Source organism: Streptomyces sp. NPDC026377, assembly GCF_055567715.1.
This window is the reverse complement of sequence record NZ_JBVHPV010000007.1, coordinates 63522-79669: the sequence shown is the minus strand read 5'-3', so window position 1 is coordinate 79669 and position 16148 is coordinate 63522. Positions and strand designations below refer to the sequence as shown.

Sequence of the window (16148 nt, the reverse complement as noted above, 5' to 3'; positions counted from 1 at the left end):
CGCGCGCCGGGGCCCCCTCAGTCCACGGGCCCGGCCGTCCGGTGGCGCACCCGCGACCCGGCGCGCTCCTTGACGATCTCCAGCTGGGTGGGGATGCGGCGGCGCAGATCACCGACGTGGCTGACGATGCCGACACTGCGGTCCCGCTCGCGCAGGGAGTCCAGCACGTCCAGGACCTCGTCCAGGGCCTGGTCGTCGAGGCTGCCGAAGCCCTCGTCGATGAAGAGCGTGTCCAGCCGTACGCCCCCGGCCTCGTCGGTGACCACGTCGGCCAGGCCAAGGGCCAGCGCGAGCGACGCGAAGAACGTCTCGCCGCCCGAGAGCGTGGCGGTGTCCCGCTCCCGGCCGGTCCAGGCGTCGACCACGTGCAGCCCCAGCCCGGAGCGGCCGCGGCCGCCCCGCGCGTCGGAGTGCACCAGCGTGTAGCGGCCGCCGGACATACGGCTCAGTCGGGCGGTGGCGGCGGCCGCGACCTGCTCCAGGCGTGCGGCCAGTACGTACGACTCCAGCCGCATCTTGCGTTCGTTGTCGGCGGAGGTTCCCGCGGTGAGCCCGGCGAGGCGGGCCACCCGGTCGTACTCCTCGCGCAGGGGGCCGATCCGGCGCGTCTCCGCCGCGGCCTCGCGTCCCAGCCGGCCGAGCTCGGCGCAGCGCGCGCGGGCGGCGGCGAGCGCCGAGGCGGCCTCCCGCAGCGCGCGCTCCACGCGCGCGTGGGCGGCCTCGGCCTCCTCGGTCCGCGCGGCCGGACGGGCGCCGGCCGCGACCGTGCCGGGGTCGGCGAGCCGGTCCGCGACGGCCGCCTCCTCGCGCTGCCAGTCGTCGAGCCGGTGCTGGAGCTCACTCTGCGCGCGGTCGTCGAGGAGGGCCTCCGCCGCCGCCCCCGGGGTGTCGAACCCGGCCCGGAAGGCCGCCTCGGAGAGCCTCCCGTCGGCGTCCTTGAGCCGCTGGGCGCTCACCTCGACCTCGCGGACGGCCTCGGCCGCCAGCGCGAGCAGCCCGGCCCGGTGGTCCAGGAGCGCCGCCTGCTCGCCGACGCTGCGGGCCTCGCCCCTGGCCGTCGCCAGCTCCCTTTCCAGGGCGGCCTGTTCCCGCTCGATCTCCTCGCGCCGCGCGGTACGGGCCGACACGCGCCGGTCGGCCTCGCGCTGCTGCTCCAGGCGCCGCACGTGCTCGCGCTCGGCGCTCTCGAAGGCCTCGCGGGCCGCGTGCAGCCCGGCGGCGAGCGCACGGCTCCCGCCGTACTCGGCCTCCCACTCGCGTACCTGGCCGTCGAGCACCGCGAGGGGTTCCGTGCCCGCCTCCGCGCTCGCCGCCGCGAACCGCTCGCGTACGGAGGCGAGGGCGCGCTCGGCCTCGGCGCGGGTAGCTTCGGCCCGCCGGTAGGCATCGTGGGCGGCCTCTTCCGTCGTACGGTCCACCTGGCCGGTGGTGGCGCGCGCGGGCTCGGGGTGCTCGGGCGAGCCGCAGACGGCGCACGCCTCCCCGTCGCGCAGCTCCGCCGCGAGCTCGGCGGCGATGCCGCGCAGCCGCTCCTCGCGCAGGGCCAGCCAGTGCTCATGGGCGGTGTTGGCCCGCTCCCGGGCGGTGCCCTGCCGCTCCTCGGCCGCTGCCACGCGCACCTGGAGCGAGTCGCGCTCGCGGGCCGCCGCCAGCCTGCGCCGGGCCGGCTCCAGCCGTCCCGCCAGCTGCTCGGTGCGGGTGGCGGCCTGGTGGGCGGCGTCGATGCGCTCCTGGTGGCGCCGGCGCTCGCCCTCCCAGGCGGCGAGCCAGCCGGCCGCGTCGAGGAGCAGTTGCTCGTCGGCCCTGGCCTGGCGGTCGAGCTCGGCGCGCTCGGCGGTGATCTCGGCGCTGCGGGCCTCGGCGCGGCGGGCGGCGTCGAGCGCGCCCAGCTCCTGGCGCATCTGCCGTTCCAGCGCGCCCAGTTGCTCCGCCCCGGCCTCGGCCAGGTCGGCGGGGAGCGACGCGCGGGAACGCTCACGGGCCGCGTCGGCCGCCCGGTGTTCGCGCTCGGCCTCCGCGCGCAGCGCGAGGGCGGGGGCGACCAGGTCGGCCTTGCGGGCCCGCCGCAGCCGCTCCCGTACGGCCGCGCGGCGGGGCTCGGCGGCGGCCAGCTCGTCGGCGCGGCGGCGGGCGTCGGCGTACCGGCGCTGGAGCTCGGCGAGGCGGCGCTCGTCGTCGAGCGCGGTCCGGGCGGCGGCCTGGCGGCTCTCGGCGGCACTGAGGGCGCACTCCGCGACGGCGAGGCGCTCGCGGGCCCCGGCGCGCGCGACGGCGGCCCACTCCAGGACGCCCTCGGCGAGCCCGGGCTCGCCGGGGCGGTGGCCGGGCAGCGGCCAGTCCCGTGTGTCCGGGCCGTCCCCGGCGGCCTGGGCCATTCGCTGGGCCAGGTTGAGCAGCCGCTCGTCACCGGCCTTGACCTGCTGTTCGGCGGCGCGGCGCAGCTCGGCCAGCCGCCCCTCGACGGCGGCGAAGCGGCCGGTGTCGAAGAGCCGGCCGAGCAGCTTGCCGCGTGCCTCGGCGTCGGAGCGGAGGAACTTGGCGAAGTCCCCCTGCGGCAACAGGACGACCTGGCAGAACTGCTCGCGGCTCATACCGACGAGCTGCCCGATCTCCTCCCCCACCTCCTGGTGGGAGCGGCTGAGCGCCTGCCACTCCCCCGCGCCCGTGTCGTACTCACGCAGCCAGGTCTGCGCCTTCTCCGTGGTGAAGCCGCTGCCGCGCTTCTTGGGCCGGTTCTGCTGGGGTCTGCGGGTGATCTCCAACCGCCGTCCGCCGACGGTCAGATCGAGCAGGACCTCGGTGACGGTGTCGGGCGCCGCGTGGTCGCTGCGCAGCACCGCGCCCGGGCTCTGGCGGGCGCCGGGCACCGCTCCGTAGAGGGCATAGCAGACGGCGTCCAGGACGGAGGTCTTGCCCGCCCCGGTCACCCCGTGCAGCAGGAAGAGTCCTCCGGCCGAGAGCGCGTCGAAGTCGACTTCCTGGGTGTCGCCGAAGGGACCGAACGCGGTGACGCGCAGCCGGTGCAGCCTCATCGGCCCCCCTCGCGCGCGAGGTCCCGGACGAGCTCGGACTCCACCCGTACGTCGTCGAAGGCCGCGCGCAGCACGGTGCGCTCCCGCTCGTCGGGGCCGCTGCCGCCGCGCACATGGGCCACGAAGTCCTCCGCGATCTCCTGGTCGCTGCGGCCCTGGAGGCGGCGCGCGTACGAGGCGAGCGGGTCCTCCGGGGCGTGGTCGGGGTCGAAGACCAGGCTCAGGGTGTGCGGGAAGCGGGTGGTGACGCGGGCCATCGCGTCGTCGGGGCGGACCGGGTCGGTGAGCGTCGCCTCTACCCACGCGTCCTCGTGGGCCTCCAGGGCGGGATCGTCCAGCAGGTCGTCGAGCCGGCCCCGGACACGGGCGAGCGGACGCGGGACCGGGCAGTCGACGCGCTCGGCGCCGACGGATCCGTCGGCGCCGAGGTCGACGAGCCACATGGTCTTGCGGTGGGTGGTCTCGGAGAACGAGTACGCCAGCGGGGAGCCCGAGTAGCGCACGCGGTCGGAGAGGGTCTGGCAGCCGTGCAGATGGCCGAGCGCCACATAGTCGACGCCGTCGAAGACTCCCGCGGGGACGGCGGCGACCCCGCCGACCGTGATGTCGCGCTCGCTCTCGCTGGGCTCGCCCCCGGCGACGAACGCGTGGGCGAGCACGACGGAGCGGGTGCCGCGCGGGCGTGCCGCGAGATCCGCCCGGACGCGCTCCATGGCCGCGCCCAGCACCTGCTCGTGCCCGGCCTTGGTGGTCTTGAACTCCTCACGGACCAGGGCCGGTTCGAGGTAGGGAAGTCCGTAGAAGGCCACCTCGCCGTGGGCGTCGGACAGCAGCACCGGGCTGTCGCATCCCGCCGGGTCGGTGCGCAGATGGATGCCCGCGCGCTCGATGAGGCCCGCGCCGACCCCGAGCCGCCGGGCCGAGTCGTGGTTCCCGGAGATCATCACCGTCGGCACACCCTCGTCGGCGAGCCGGTGGATGGCGCGGTCGAAGAGCTCCACGGCCGCCAGCGGCGGCACCGCCCGGTCGTAGACGTCGCCCGCCACCAGGACCGCGTCCACGTCGCGCTCGCGCACCGTCGCCACCAGGTGGTCGAGGAACGCGGCCTGGGCGTCGAGCAGGGCGACCCGGTGGAACGACCGTCCCAGGTGCCAGTCCGACGTATGCAGGAGTCTCATGATTCCCGAGGGTAACGGTGGGGTCGGACATCCCGGGCGGCAACTGCCTTACCGGTACGGCTCACAGCTGTCACGCGTCCCCGTACGCCTCGCCGCCGAGCTCCAGCGTCGCGGTGCCCGCGGTGACGTCCGCGAGCCAGCGGCGCAGGGACTCCACGTCCGCCTCCGGGATGCCGATCCCGATGGTGACGGCCTCGGCGTAGCGCACCTCGCGCACCGCGCGCCCGGTGGCCCGCAGGTCGTTCTCCAGCTTGCCCGCGCGCTGGTGGTCGACGGTGACGGTGGCGAGGCGGTACCGCCTGCGCACCACGGTGCCGAGCGCGTCCAGGGCCTCGCCGACCGCTCCCCCGTACGCGCGGATGAGGCCGCCCGCGCCGAGCTTCACGCCGCCGTAGTAGCGGGTGACGACGGCGACGGCGTACCGCACCTCGCGGCGGGTCAGCATCTGGAGCATCGGGAGCCCGGCGGTGCCGCCCGGCTCGCCGTCGTCGCTCGCCTTCTGCACCGACGCGTCCGCCCCGATGACGTACGCGAAGCAGTTGTGGGTCGCCGTCGGGTGCTCCGCGCGGACGCGCGCGAGGAAGTCCTGCGCCTCCTGCTCGGTCGCGGCGGGCGCGAGCGCGCAGAGGAACCGCGATCGGTTGACCTCGGTCTCGTGCACACCCTCACGGGCGATCGTCCGGTACTGCTCCTGCATACGGCCACCCTATGCGGTGCCACGCCCGTGACCCGCGGGCCGCCGCGGGGCCCCGGCGGAGGGGGCGGGGATCGCCGGGGGCGGCGGGGCGCAGGGTGACCGATGTCACCGGGCCCGGCACCGCATGGCATGGCACGGCGGCGCGAGGCCGTGGGGCCGGGGCGGTGGAGGCCGGGGCGGTGGGTCGGCGGGGGCGCCCCGGACGCGGGGCGGGCTGACGGGCACACCAGGGTCGAGGGCGGGCACGCGCGCGGTCCGGCACGCCCGGGCAGCCGGACACAGTGACGCGCAACCCGGGCGACGCCCCGGACGCACACCCCCCGGACGACGTCCTGGACAACGCGCTGGACTACGCCCGGGACGCGCATCCCCCAACAACGCCCTGGACGCACACGCCCGGACCCGCACCCCGGGACGACGCCCTGGACGTACACCCCCGGACGACGCCCCGGTGGATACCGGGTGAACCCTCACCCACCCCTCCCCCTTGATCCTCAACTCTCCCTATAGGCCGCTCGCGCAGGCTGCGCGGAGGAGTCGTGCCACGGCAGAGAGTGCGCCGGTCCGTAAGGAGCTACCCGATATGTCAGTGAACCTCCCGTTGTTCTCCGTCCTTCTGGGAGGCGATTACGCGGGCAAGTCCTCAGCGATCTCCCGGCTCGCGGAAGGCCCCGAGCCCGTCCGGGTCGTCTCGGTCGACGACCGCTTCCTCGCCGAGCGGCACGCACTGATCGGGCGGCTCCGACGCGAGGTGGTGAAGGACGTGGCCGCCCCGGACGGGGCCTACTCGCCGGACTTCATGGCCAGCATGCTCCAGACCGCCGTGGTGCACCTGCGCGACCAGCTCCTCACCGCGGCCCAGGCCGCCGACGGACGGCCGCTCCTCGTCGACTCGTACTACTACAAGATCCTCGCGAAGTGCCGTCTGGCGGGCGTGCGCGAGAACCCCATGTACGACTGGTGGCGCTCGTTCCCCCAGCCGCGCCACGTGGTGTACCTCAGGGTCGCGCCCCAGGAGGCCTGGCGCCGCAGTCGGCGCGGTGGTCGGCTCAACTCCCTCGAACACTACGGCGAACGGCCGGACCGGACGTCCTTCGAGCGGTACCAGACGGACCTGGAAAAGCTGATGTGGGACGAGATCCGCGGCCTTCCGGTGACGGTCGTGGAGCAGCAGGGCTCTCCCGGGCGGACCGCCGAGGCCGTACGGGAGGTGGTCTGCCATGACTATGTCTGAGGCTCGCCGGGCCGGTCGATCCCCGGGGGACCGCTCGTCCGGGACGGATGAGGAGCGGGTGGAGCGGTACCGGTCGCGCGTGTTCGCCGAACGCGCCCGGCTGCGCGCGGCCTTCGCGGACCCGGCCGGACACCAGCGGCGGGTCCTGGAGGACCTGCTCGCCTTCAACGCCGACACCGCCTACGGGCGAGCCCACGGCTTCGCGCGCGTGCGCACCCTGGAGGACTGGCGCCGGGCCGTGCCGGTCCAGGACTACAGCGGCCTCGCCCCCTGGATCGAGCGGGCCGCCGCGGGCGAGGAGAACGTCCTCACGGCCGACCGCCCGGCCGTGTTCTTCACCAGCAGCGGCAGCACCGGTGCCCACAAGAAGATCCCGGTCACCCCCCGGTTCATGCGCACCACCTTCTTCCCGTTCTACTACGCCGCCTGGGCGCCGCTCGCCGAGCACTTCCCCGATGTCCTGGCCCGCCCGGACGCCGTCCTCAACCTCAAGCACGACCCCGTCGCCGCACCCCCGACCACCGCCTCCGGACGTCCCCACGTCGGCGCCAGCCAGGTCGACTTCGGTACGCGGTTCGGCGAGCCGCTCTCCGCCGAGCCCGGTACGGCCGCCCCCTGGGCCACCCTGCCCGTCGAGGTGGACGCGGGCGCGCATCTGGAGAAGATGTACCTGCGGCTGCGCCTGGCCGTCGAGAGCGACGTCCGCTGTGTCATCGGGATCAACCCGGCGATGGTCGCGGCCCTGCCCCACCAGCTGAACCTGTGGTGGGAGCGCATCGTCCGGGAGGTGCGCGACGGCACCCTGGGCGGACGTCCCCATTGCCCGCCCAACCCCGCGCGCGCCCGCGCACTCGACCGTCTCGCCGCGCACTTCGGCCGGATCAGGCCCGCCCACGTCTGGCCGAACATGCGGGCCCTGTTCTGCTGGACCACCGGCGTCGCCTCGCTCTACCTCCCGCGTCTGCGCGAGGAGTTCGGGCCGGGCGTCACCGTTCTGCCCGCCCCGGTCGCCGCCTCCGAGGGGCCCACCGGAGTCGCCCTGGACCGCCACCCGACCGCCGGAAGCCTCGTCGTCACCGCCTCCGTGTACGAGTTCGCCGACGCCGACCGGGACCTCACTCCCGACGTCCCCACGCTCCGGCCCCATGAACTCGAGGTGGGCCGCGACTACCACACCGTCTTCAGCCACGTGGGCGGTCTCTACCGCTACGCGGTCGGTGACGTCGTACGGGTCGTGGACCGCGAGGGCGGTGTGCCGCGCCTCGCGTACACGGGCCGCAGCACCCTCTCCGACGCGGCCGGGGAGCGCCTGCGCGACGCCCATGTCCTGCGCGCCCTCACCACCGCGCTCGCCGCGGGCGGCCTGGAACTGCGCAACGCCGCCTGCCGTGTGACCCCCGGCCCCCATGGCACCCCCGCCTACCAGTTCGCCCTCGCCCCTGCCACGCCGTGGAGCGCGGCCGAGACCGACGCGTTCCTGACGGGCCTCGACCGCGCCCTCGCCCTGGAATCCCCCGGCTACCGCCACGCCCGCACCCACCGCCGTCTGGGCGCTCCCACCGCCCTGTCCCTGCACCCCGACGCCTTCCTCGACGACTGGCACGCCACCGTCGCCTCCGGCGTACGCCCCACCCAGGTCAAAGACCGGCTCTTCCGCCAGGACCCGGCGCAATGGCAACGACTCACCGACGGGAACGGTTCCTGACCCTCAAGTCGCGGCCCCCTCCCCCACCAGGGCCCCGCACCCGACCCCGTCCGACCGAAGGAGACGAGAACCCGTGACCGAGTTGCTCGACGCCGTCGAACGCACCGCCCTGCTCACCGCCGCCCTGCGCGCCGCGGAGACACGCCGGCCCGACCGCATCTACCAGGATCCGTACGCGGACACCCTGTGCGGTGAGATCGGCCCGGAGCTCCTCGCGGAGATCCGGAAGGCGACGTTCCCGGCGGATGCCTCGCGTACGCTCCCCAGCACCCCCGACTACAACGCCATCCGCACCCGGTTCTTCGACGACTACCTCCAGGAAGCAGCCCGGGAGCCGGGGATGCGGCAGATCGTGCTGGCCCCGGCCGGGATGGACTCGCGCGCGTACCGGCTGGACTGGCCCGAGGGGCTGCGCTACTACGAGGTCGACCGGCCCGCGGTGCTCGCGTACAAGCGGGACCGGCTGGAGGGCGTGCGGCCGCGCACCGACCACCGCACGGTCGCGGTGGACCTCACCTCGCCCGACTGGGAGGACGACCTGCTCCGGGCGGGCTACGACCCGGCCCGGCCGTCCACCTGGCTGCTGGAGGGGCTGCTGTACTACATCCCCGAGCAGGACACCCACCGCATCCTGCGCCGGGTGGCGGACTTCTCGGCGCCCGGCAGCCGGATCGCCGCCGACCTGGTCAACTCCGCCGCTCTGACGCTGCCTCATATGCGCGGACTGCTCGACATCTTCGCGGGCTGGGGCTGCCCCTGGCTGTTCGGGACCGACGAGCCCGAGGCGCTCTTCGACCGCTACGGGTTCTCCGTCGAGGCGGTGCAGCCGGGCGAATCGGGGGCGGATTTCGGCCGCTGGCCGGATCCGGTGCCGCCCCGGCACGAGACGGACGTGCGCCGGGTGTTCTTCGTCCACGGCCGGCGGCGCTGATGTCCAAGGCTCTGGTCGTAGGAGGCAGCGTCGCGGGGCTGGCCGCCGCCCTCGCGCTCGCCGGGTCCGGACGGCAGGTGACCGTCCTGGAGCGCTCCGCCCCGCCGCCCCGGGGCGCGATGGCCGATCTGCACGGCCGCTGGCAGCGCCCCACCGTGCCGCAGGCCCAGCACTCGCACACGCTCACCTCGCTCGGCGTGCGCACCCTGCGCACCCGCGCGCCCCAGGTGCTGGAGCGGCTGTTGGCCGCCGGCGCCCCGCTGTTCGACCTCACGCGCGCGATGCCGCCCGGTGCGACCGACCGCGCGCGCGAGGTGGGCGACGATCTGCTGGTCGCCCTGGGCTGCCGCCGCACCACGCTCGAACTCGTCCTGTACCGGACGGTCGAGGCCCTGCCGCAGGTGGAGATCCGGCACGGCTCGACCGTACGCGGGCTGCGGCTGAGCTCCGACCGGCAGTCGGTGCGCGGCGTGGTGACCACCGACGGCGCCCATTTGTCCGCCGATGTGGTCGTGGACGCCACCGGGCGCCGCGCGGCCGCCCGCGGCTGGCTCTGCGACGCCGGGGTTCCGGTCGCGGGGGACCTGACAAGCCCGGGCGGACTGCGCGGTTTCACGCGCTTCTACCGGCTCAGAAGCGGCTCCCTGCCCGGGCCGCTGAACCGCGGCCATGCCGCCGGTGACATCTGGGACCACTACGCGGGCGTGCTGCACCCCGGCGACGCGGGCACCTTCGCGATCGCCCTGGGCACGCTGCCCGGCGACACGGAGCTGGACCGCCTGCGGCACTCCGCCGCCTTCACCGCCGTCGCACACGCGACTCCCGGCCTCACCGCCTGGCTCGACGACAAGGTCAGCGCCCCCATCTCGGCGGTCCATGTGATCGGCGGCCCGGCCAACGCGCTGCGCGCCACCGCCGTGCGCCCACCCGTGGCGGGGCTGTTCCCGGTCGGCGACGCCGCCTGTGTCACGAACCCGCTCTACGGGCGCGGGATGTCGCTGGCGCTCGCGCAGGCCTTCGGCCTCGCCGACACCCTGGCGGCCCACCCCGCCCGGCAGCGCGGCGAGGCCGCCGCCGCCTTCGCCGACGTGCTGCTGCGCCCGTGGTACGAGCACGCGGCCAGCACCGACCGGGAGCGGATCGGGCGCTGGAGCGCCGTCGTGCACGGCCGCCCCCTGCCGCCCGCCTACGCGGGCTGCCCCGACACGTCCATACGGAAGGCCGCCGCGCAGGACGGGACGGTGTGGCGCGGTCTGATGCGGGTCCTGATGGGGCTGAGCACTCCGGACGAGGTGTTCGGGGACGAGAAGTTCCGGCACCGGGTCGCCCAGGCGCCGCGTGGCGCGCTACCGCCGAGCACCGGGCCCCTGCCCCGCCCGCAGCTCCTGAACGTCCTCACGGCGGCGGAAGGAGCCTCCTCGTGACGCCCCTGCGCCACCGTGCCGCCCCGGCACCGGAGGGAGGACGCCCGTGACCACCCCCACCGTCCTCGACTCGCCCGGCCCCCGCCCCGTGGCGGCGGCGCGCCGCCGGGTGCTGCTCGCCCCGGTCACGATCACCCCTTCCAAGCCGCTGATGCCGTCCCACCTCAAGGGGCTGTTCTGGACGGACGTGATGTACCGGGCGACCGCGTGCCTGGCGGAGGTCGACTACCGCTTCAGCCACTCCACGTACCACCTGACCGAACAGACGCTGGCCTTCTGGGAGTTCCTCGACCGGACGCAGGGGGACACCAGTTACGCGGAGCTGACCGAGGACGACATCGGCTCGCTGTACGTACGCCACCGGGCGGCGCAGGACCGGGTCCCGGCCGCGGCACTGCGCCCGTACGCCGACGCCGTCGAGCACCACGGCTGGGTGCACCCGGCCGCCACCCGCGTGCTGGAGCTGTGGCGGGGACACTACGCCCGGCTGGGCCTGTACGACCCCGGTCTCCTCGACCACCAGCCGCCGGGCCTCGGCCTGGAGGAGGCGCTGGACCACCTGCGCGCGCGTGGTCTGTGCCTGGACCACCGGGGGGTCGGCGGTCCGGTCTACCTCGATCTGACGCGGCACGGCCTGCCGCTGCGGCAGATCGTCACCGCCGACGGCCGGCCCAACTACCTCGCCTGCGCCCTGCGGGAGCTCCTGCCGCTCGCACCGCACTACGACGAGCTGGTGTTCCTCTACGACCGCGAGCTCGACCCGGACTACCAGCTCCTCGCACGCGTACTCGGACCGCTGGGTCCCGTTGTGCACCGGGTCCCCGTGGGGCGTGTGCCGGTCGACGGCCGCATCCGTTCGGCCCGGGCGGGCGGCTGGCAGGGGATGGACGCCGCCGCGCTGCTCGAAGCGGCCGGCGCCGACCACGACGAGCCGGCGATCCGGCTCGGTATGCGGCTCTACTTCATCGCCACGCTGGGGCCGGGCCAGGCCCAGTCGCACCGGCCCGATCTGCTGCGCCAGTGCCTGGGACGCGCCGAGCGGCTGCTGGCGGGCGCCCCCGCCACCGCCGAGCCGGCGCTGCCCGCACGGCTGGGCGCCCACCGCCGCGACCACACCTATGTGGATCCCTACCGGCTCACCACCAGTCTGCTGGGCCGACGCCGTGCCGCGCCCGCGCGCGATCTGCTGAGGGAGGTGTTCCTGTGCCCCTGACCGGACCACGGCTGTCCCCGCCCCGAACTCCCGTCCCGCTGACGCAGCGCAGCCTCCACGCCGAGGCGTTGCGGCGGCTGCGCGAGGCGCGGCCCGAACTGGTGCCCCTCGGGGACGAGTCGGATCCGGCCGCGCTGCTGGCGGTGCGCGCCCGGGTCGGCGAGCGGCCGGACGCCGACGCCGTCCAGGCGGTGGCGGTCGTGCGCCACTTCGATCCGGCGGCCTGGGTCCGTGAGGCGTCCGCCTTCGCACTCGGGCTCGCACCCGACGTGGCGGCGGCCTGGCGCAGATCATTCACCCGAACGGTCTACCTGGCCGGGAACCCCGCGAACCTGCTCGGCCGTTACTCCTTCGACCGCCTGGCCGAGGACGGATCGGTCGGCTGGTGCGGCCCGGCACCGGCCGCGAGCAGTGCGGAGCTGCGCCGCCTGCTCAAGCTGTTCCTGTCCACGGCCGAGTTCCCGGTGACCCCGCCGAGAACGGTCACGGTCCCGGCCCCGACCGCCAGTCGGGGCGACTGCGGGACGCGGCCGCAGCACCCGGCGCGATCGGCCGCGCCGGGTTCCGGTTCCGTGCCGCCCGGCCCCCCGCCTTCCGGTCCCCCGCCGAGAACCGGAGTCCACCGCGACCTCTGTCTGGCCGTCTCGGGCGTTCGGGTGCCCGAGGCGCTCGTCCACCTCAACCACCTGGTGGCCGAGGCGGCCCTGGACGGCCTGATCGTGCCGGGCGACCGGCTGACCCTGCGCTGCGTCCCGAGCCTGGCCGGCGCGAGCGCGCCCTTCGCCGCGCTCCGCGTCGATGCCGACCCCACCCACCCCGACCGGTTCCGCGCCTACGCGGCCCTCACCGAGGAGACCCCCGATGACTGACTCCACCCTTCTGCCCACCGACCGCCTCCCGGGCACGCTGCCGGACACCCCGCCGGTCCGCCTGGGCATCCACGGCTCGCCCGACCTCGCCGCCGCGATCATCCGCGCGGCGGGCCGCGATGCGAGCGAGGTGGAGCTGGTCGGGTACGACGTGGGCGACCCGTTCCGTGGACTGCGGGCCGGGGAGCTGGACGTCATGATCGTCAAGTACGGGCTGCGGGAACCCGATCTGGCGGTGAGCCGGCCGGTGGCCCTCGATCCGCGCGCCGTCATCGTCGGCGCCCACCACCCGCTCGCCACGCACGCGTCCGTGTCGGTGGAGGAGCTGGCCGCGTACGAGGGGTTCCGCTGCCCGGGCGCGTTCCCGGAGTACGTGTGGGACGAGGTGGTGCCGCCCCGCACCCCCAAAGGCCGCAGGATCCGGCGGGCGTACGAGATGGGCACGGTGAAGGGCCTGATGGGGACGCTCTCGGGGACGGACGCGGTGCATCTGACGTTCCAGTCCCTGGAGGCGATCGCGCCGCCCAGGATGAAGGTGATCCCGATCGTCGACCTGCCGCCCGCGCCGGTAGCCCTCGCCTGGCTGCGCGACCCCGAACCGGCCGCGCACACAGCGCGGTTCATCGCGGACGCGGAGAACGGGAGCACCGCGCGATGACGGCGGCGGACGACGGCCGGGCGCCGGTGGTGCTGCTGCACGCGCTCGCTCTCGACTCCTCCATGTGGGACGTCCAGCGGGAGGCCCTGGAGCGGCGCGGCCATCGCGTCGTCGCTCCCGACCAGCGCGGTTTCGGGGGCACTCCGCTCGGTGCCGGTCCGCCCTCGCTGGACGCGGTCGCCGACGACCTGGCCCGCGAGCTGGACCGGCGCGGGATCGGGCGCGCGGTGCTGGCCGGGGTGTCGATGGGCGGTTACGTGGCGATGGCGTTCCTGCGCCGGCATCCCGGGCGGGCGCTGGCGCTCGCGCTGATCTCCACCCGGGCGCAGGCGGACGACGAGGCCGCGCGTGCGGCCCGGGAAGGCTTCGCGGCCCTCATGGAGGACCCGGTGAGGGGCCCGGCGGCCGTCGGATCCACCGCGCCGCGACTGGTCGGCGCCACCACACGGGCCGAGCGCCCCAAGGTGCTGGCCCACGTCCGTGCGGCCGCGGCCGGGGCCGCCCCCGCGTCCCTGGCCTGGGCCCAGCGGGCGATCGCCGCGCGCGAGGACACCCTGGACGTCCTGCGGGACGCCGACATCCCGGCCGTGGTGATCCTCGGGGAGGAGGACGAGCTGGTGACGGAGGCGGACGCGCGCGCGATGGCGGACGCCCTGCCCCACGGGCGCCTCGCCGTCGTCCCGCGCGCGGGCCATCTGCCGCCGCTGGAGGCTCCGGAGGCGACTCGGGGCGAGCTGGACGCACTGCTCGACGAGCTGGAGGCGTTCACCGGGGAGCCGCGAGCGGCCACCGGGGAAGGGGGAGCGCGCTGATGCCGGGCGAAGACCACCGCGCCTGGGGGTTCACGACCTCCACCGGCCTGGGCTTCACCCATCACACCATCGTCGACGCCCACTTCGAGGCGTGCCGGGACGCCTACCTCGGCCTGCTGGGGCAGGCGGGCATCCAGCCCGGTGCGCAGGTGCTGGACGCGGGCTGCGGCGGCGGGGACTTCCTGCCGTGGCTGGCGGATCTGGTCGGGCCGCGCGGGCGGGTCTCGGCGGTGGACCTGGCCGAGGAGAACGCGGCGCTGGCCCGGGAACGGCTGGGGCGGTGGGCGCCCGTCTGCCCGGTGGAGGTGCGCCGCGCCGATCTGCTGGACCTGCCCTTCGCGGACGCCACCTTCGACGCCGTCTGGTGCGCCAACACCGTGCAGTATCTGACCGACACCGAACTGGCCCTCGCTCTGCGCGAGCTGCGCCGGGTGGTGCGGCCGGGCGGCACGATAGCGGTGAAGGACCTGGACGCCCATTTGATCACGGCCCGTCCGGCCGACCCGTATCTCTTCGCGGACTTCTTCCGCGCTGCCGGACGCACACCCGGATACGCGGCGCAGCTCCTGCGCACCCGGGACCTCTACCGCCATCTGAAGGCCGCGGGGCTGACCGATGTGCGGCAACAGACCGTTCTGATCGAGCACTTCGCCCCGCTCTCCCCGCAGGCCAGAGCGTTCTACGCGCCGACCTGCGCCCGGCTGGCCGAGCAGGCGGCGGCGCTAGGGCTGAGCGGGGAGTGGCGCCGGTTCGCGGACCCGGACGCGGCGGACCACCCACTGGACGCGCCCGACGGATACATCAGCGAGGGCAATGTGCTGGCCGTGGCCACCGTGCCCGGCGAGCGGGAATTCGGGGAGCCCGCCGCTCGTTCTGCGGGAGGAAGGCACAGCTGACGGGCCCCTGGCCCGCGGGAGGCAAGACGTGAGCAGCGAGCAGGAGACCATCCGCAGGATCCTGACCGGGACCGGGGACACCTGGGCGGTCGTGGGTCTGTCGTCCAACGAGAGCCGTGCGGCGTACGGAGTGGCTGCCGTGCTCCAGCGGTACGGGAAGCGGATCGTGCCCGTCCATCCGAAGGCCGAGACGGTCCACGGCGAGCAGGGGTATCCGTCGCTGGACGCGATCCCGTTCGACGTCGACGTCGTGGACGTGTTCGTCAACAGCGAGCAGGCCGGAGCGATAGCCGACCAGGCCGTGGCGGCGGGTGCCAAGGCGGTCTGGTTCCAGCTCGGGGTGATCGACGAGGCGGCGTACGAGCGGACGCGGGCCGCGGGGCTCGACATGGTCATGGACCGGTGCCCGGCGATCGAGCTGCCCCGGCTGGGCTGAGAGCCTGTCCTTGGACCCGCCCGGGGGCGCGACCCGCCTCCCACCGCACCCCCGGTCCTCCCGCCGTATCCCGCCGGCCGCTGTACCGGCCGTCCCGGCGCGCTCATACTGACGCCATTCCCAGCCCCCGAACGGACCCGCGGGAGGCGTGCCTTGCCGACGCTCATCAGCACCCCGGACGGCCGGAACCTCGCCGTGGAGAGCCGGGGCGACCCGCTGGGCAGGCCGGTGTTCCTGTTGCACGGCACCCCCGGCAGCCGACACGGTCCGGCTCCCCGCAGCACCGTGCTGTACCGGATGGGCGTCCGCCTCATCACCTTCGACCGGCCGGGGTACGGCGACTCGGACCGGCGGCCCGGCCGGCGGGTCGCGCACGCGGCGGACGACGTGGCGGCGATCGCCGACGCCCTGGGCCTCGGCGAGTTCGCCGTGGTGGGGCGCTCGGGTGGCGCGCCGCACGCGCTGTCGTGTGCCGCGCGCCTCGGGGAGCGTACGGCCAGGGTGGTGGCGCTCGTACCGCTCGCGCCGCGTGACGCGGACGGCCTCGACTGGTTCGAGGGGATGACGGAGGACAACGTCCGGGCGTACACGATCGCGGCGGGCGGCCCCGAAGCGGTGACCGCCGCCTTCGAGGGGCGGGCGGCGGCGATACGGGCGGATCCGAGGGCGACGGTCACCGCGATGCACGCGATGGTGCCGGGACCGGACCGGGAGGTGCTGGCCGACGCCGCGATCCGGGCGCTGCTGGTGCGCAACTTCGCGGAAGGGCTGCGCTGTTCGGCCGACGGGTGGATCGACGACATCCTGGCGCTGAGCTCGCCCTGGCAGTTCCGGCCGGAGGACATCCGTACGCCGGTGCTGCTGTGGCACGGCGCGCAGGACGTCTTCGCCCCGGCCCGGCACACCCGCTGGCTGGCCGAGCGCATCCCGGGCGCCCGCCTGGAAGTGCCGGCGGACGCGGCCCACTTCGGCGCGCTCGCGGTGTTCACCTGGGCCCTGCGGTGGGCGGTGGCGTGAACGTGCCTGGGGAGTAGGAGAGTTCGACGGTGCCGGGGGCGCCGCC

General features: G+C 75.2%; 14 protein-coding genes. 11 read left to right on the top strand and 3 right to left on the bottom strand.

The genetic code is table 11. From position 1 onward, the window contains the following. Window positions 1-17 precede the first annotated feature (17 nt). The 3 genes from ACZ4MU_RS16760 to ACZ4MU_RS16750 form a co-directional block, all read right to left on the bottom strand. Window positions 18-3032 carry an AAA family ATPase gene (locus tag ACZ4MU_RS16760; RefSeq protein ID WP_467876569.1) on the bottom strand — a complete coding sequence of 1005 codons (3015 nt, stop codon included), beginning with the start codon at window positions 3030-3032 and terminating at the stop codon, window positions 18-20. Further along, complete coding sequence (locus tag ACZ4MU_RS16755) at window positions 3029-4210, bottom strand: exonuclease SbcCD subunit D (RefSeq protein WP_467876567.1); 1182 nt, start codon at window positions 4208-4210, stop codon at window positions 3029-3031. The genes ACZ4MU_RS16760 and ACZ4MU_RS16755 overlap by 4 nt, the downstream gene beginning before the upstream one ends. 70 nt (window positions 4211-4280) lie before the next feature. Continuing rightward, on the bottom strand, window positions 4281-4907 hold the full coding sequence (locus ACZ4MU_RS16750) for a YigZ family protein (RefSeq protein WP_467876565.1): 627 nt from the start codon (window positions 4905-4907) through the stop codon (window positions 4281-4283). Between the two features lie 583 nt (window positions 4908-5490). Between ACZ4MU_RS16750 and ACZ4MU_RS16745 the strand changes: the two genes are divergently transcribed. The 11 genes from ACZ4MU_RS16745 to ACZ4MU_RS16695 all read left to right on the top strand — a co-directional run bounded on the left by ACZ4MU_RS16745 (window position 5491) and on the right by ACZ4MU_RS16695 (window position 16102). Continuing rightward, window positions 5491-6141 carry a hypothetical protein gene (locus ACZ4MU_RS16745; protein ID WP_467876563.1) on the top strand — a complete coding sequence of 217 codons (651 nt, stop codon included), beginning with the start codon at window positions 5491-5493 and terminating at the stop codon, window positions 6139-6141. Further along, window positions 6134-7846, top strand: coding sequence for a GH3 family acyl-acid amido synthetase (locus ACZ4MU_RS16740; protein ID WP_467877200.1), 1713 nt, complete (start codon window positions 6134-6136; stop codon window positions 7844-7846). Before ACZ4MU_RS16745 ends, ACZ4MU_RS16740 begins: the two co-directional genes overlap by 8 nt. A gap of 73 nt (window positions 7847-7919) precedes the next feature. After that, window positions 7920-8777: a class I SAM-dependent methyltransferase gene (locus tag ACZ4MU_RS16735; RefSeq protein ID WP_467876561.1), complete on the top strand. Its 858-nt coding sequence runs from the start codon at window positions 7920-7922 to the stop codon at window positions 8775-8777. Then, window positions 8777-10201 carry an NAD(P)/FAD-dependent oxidoreductase gene (locus tag ACZ4MU_RS16730; RefSeq protein ID WP_467876559.1) on the top strand — a complete coding sequence of 475 codons (1425 nt, stop codon included), beginning with the start codon at window positions 8777-8779 and terminating at the stop codon, window positions 10199-10201. The genes ACZ4MU_RS16735 and ACZ4MU_RS16730 overlap by 1 nt, the downstream gene beginning before the upstream one ends. Window positions 10202-10247: 46 nt before the next feature. Next, window positions 10248-11414 (top strand): hypothetical protein, encoded by a 1167-nt coding sequence (locus ACZ4MU_RS16725; RefSeq protein WP_467876556.1) that lies wholly within the window; start codon window positions 10248-10250, stop codon window positions 11412-11414. Beyond that, window positions 11405-12283: a DUF6182 family protein gene (locus ACZ4MU_RS16720; protein WP_467876553.1), complete on the top strand. Its 879-nt coding sequence runs from the start codon at window positions 11405-11407 to the stop codon at window positions 12281-12283. The genes ACZ4MU_RS16725 and ACZ4MU_RS16720 overlap by 10 nt, the downstream gene beginning before the upstream one ends. Further along, complete coding sequence (locus tag ACZ4MU_RS16715) at window positions 12276-12941, top strand: LysR substrate-binding domain-containing protein (RefSeq protein ID WP_467876550.1); 666 nt, start codon at window positions 12276-12278, stop codon at window positions 12939-12941. Before ACZ4MU_RS16720 ends, ACZ4MU_RS16715 begins: the two co-directional genes overlap by 8 nt. Next, a complete protein-coding gene (locus tag ACZ4MU_RS16710) occupies window positions 12938-13753 on the top strand; it encodes an alpha/beta fold hydrolase (protein ID WP_467876547.1) in 816 nt (271 codons plus the stop codon). The genes ACZ4MU_RS16715 and ACZ4MU_RS16710 overlap by 4 nt, the downstream gene beginning before the upstream one ends. Beyond that, window positions 13753-14649, top strand: a complete 897-nt coding sequence (locus ACZ4MU_RS16705; protein WP_467876545.1) for a class I SAM-dependent methyltransferase — start codon at window positions 13753-13755, stop codon at window positions 14647-14649. Before ACZ4MU_RS16710 ends, ACZ4MU_RS16705 begins: the two co-directional genes overlap by 1 nt. Next, window positions 14627-15085, top strand: a complete 459-nt coding sequence (locus ACZ4MU_RS16700; protein ID WP_467877197.1) for a CoA-binding protein — start codon at window positions 14627-14629, stop codon at window positions 15083-15085. Before ACZ4MU_RS16705 ends, ACZ4MU_RS16700 begins: the two co-directional genes overlap by 23 nt. A gap of 153 nt (window positions 15086-15238) precedes the next feature. Continuing rightward, window positions 15239-16102: an alpha/beta fold hydrolase gene (locus ACZ4MU_RS16695; protein WP_467876543.1), complete on the top strand. Its 864-nt coding sequence runs from the start codon at window positions 15239-15241 to the stop codon at window positions 16100-16102. Window positions 16103-16148 lie beyond the last annotated feature (46 nt).

What these genes read in the sequence shown, in the direction of transcription:
- ACZ4MU_RS16750 (WP_467876565.1), bottom strand. Translation starts at nt 4,907, where the DNA reads ATGCAGGAGCAGTACCGGACGATCGCCCGTGAGGGTGTGCACGAGACC.
- ACZ4MU_RS16755 (WP_467876567.1), bottom strand. Translation starts at nt 4,210, where the DNA reads ATGAGACTCCTGCATACGTCGGACTGGCACCTGGGACGGTCGTTCCAC.
- ACZ4MU_RS16710 (WP_467876547.1), top strand. Translation starts at nt 12,938, where the DNA reads ATGACGGCGGCGGACGACGGCCGGGCGCCGGTGGTGCTGCTGCACGCG.
- ACZ4MU_RS16715 (WP_467876550.1), top strand. Translation starts at nt 12,276, where the DNA reads ATGACTGACTCCACCCTTCTGCCCACCGACCGCCTCCCGGGCACGCTG.
- ACZ4MU_RS16740 (WP_467877200.1), top strand. Translation starts at nt 6,134, where the DNA reads ATGTCTGAGGCTCGCCGGGCCGGTCGATCCCCGGGGGACCGCTCGTCC.
- ACZ4MU_RS16745 (WP_467876563.1), top strand. Translation starts at nt 5,491, where the DNA reads ATGTCAGTGAACCTCCCGTTGTTCTCCGTCCTTCTGGGAGGCGATTAC.
- ACZ4MU_RS16705 (WP_467876545.1), top strand. Translation starts at nt 13,753, where the DNA reads ATGCCGGGCGAAGACCACCGCGCCTGGGGGTTCACGACCTCCACCGGC.
- ACZ4MU_RS16730 (WP_467876559.1), top strand. Translation starts at nt 8,777, where the DNA reads ATGTCCAAGGCTCTGGTCGTAGGAGGCAGCGTCGCGGGGCTGGCCGCC.
- ACZ4MU_RS16760 (WP_467876569.1), bottom strand. Translation starts at nt 3,032, where the DNA reads ATGAGGCTGCACCGGCTGCGCGTCACCGCGTTCGGTCCCTTCGGCGAC.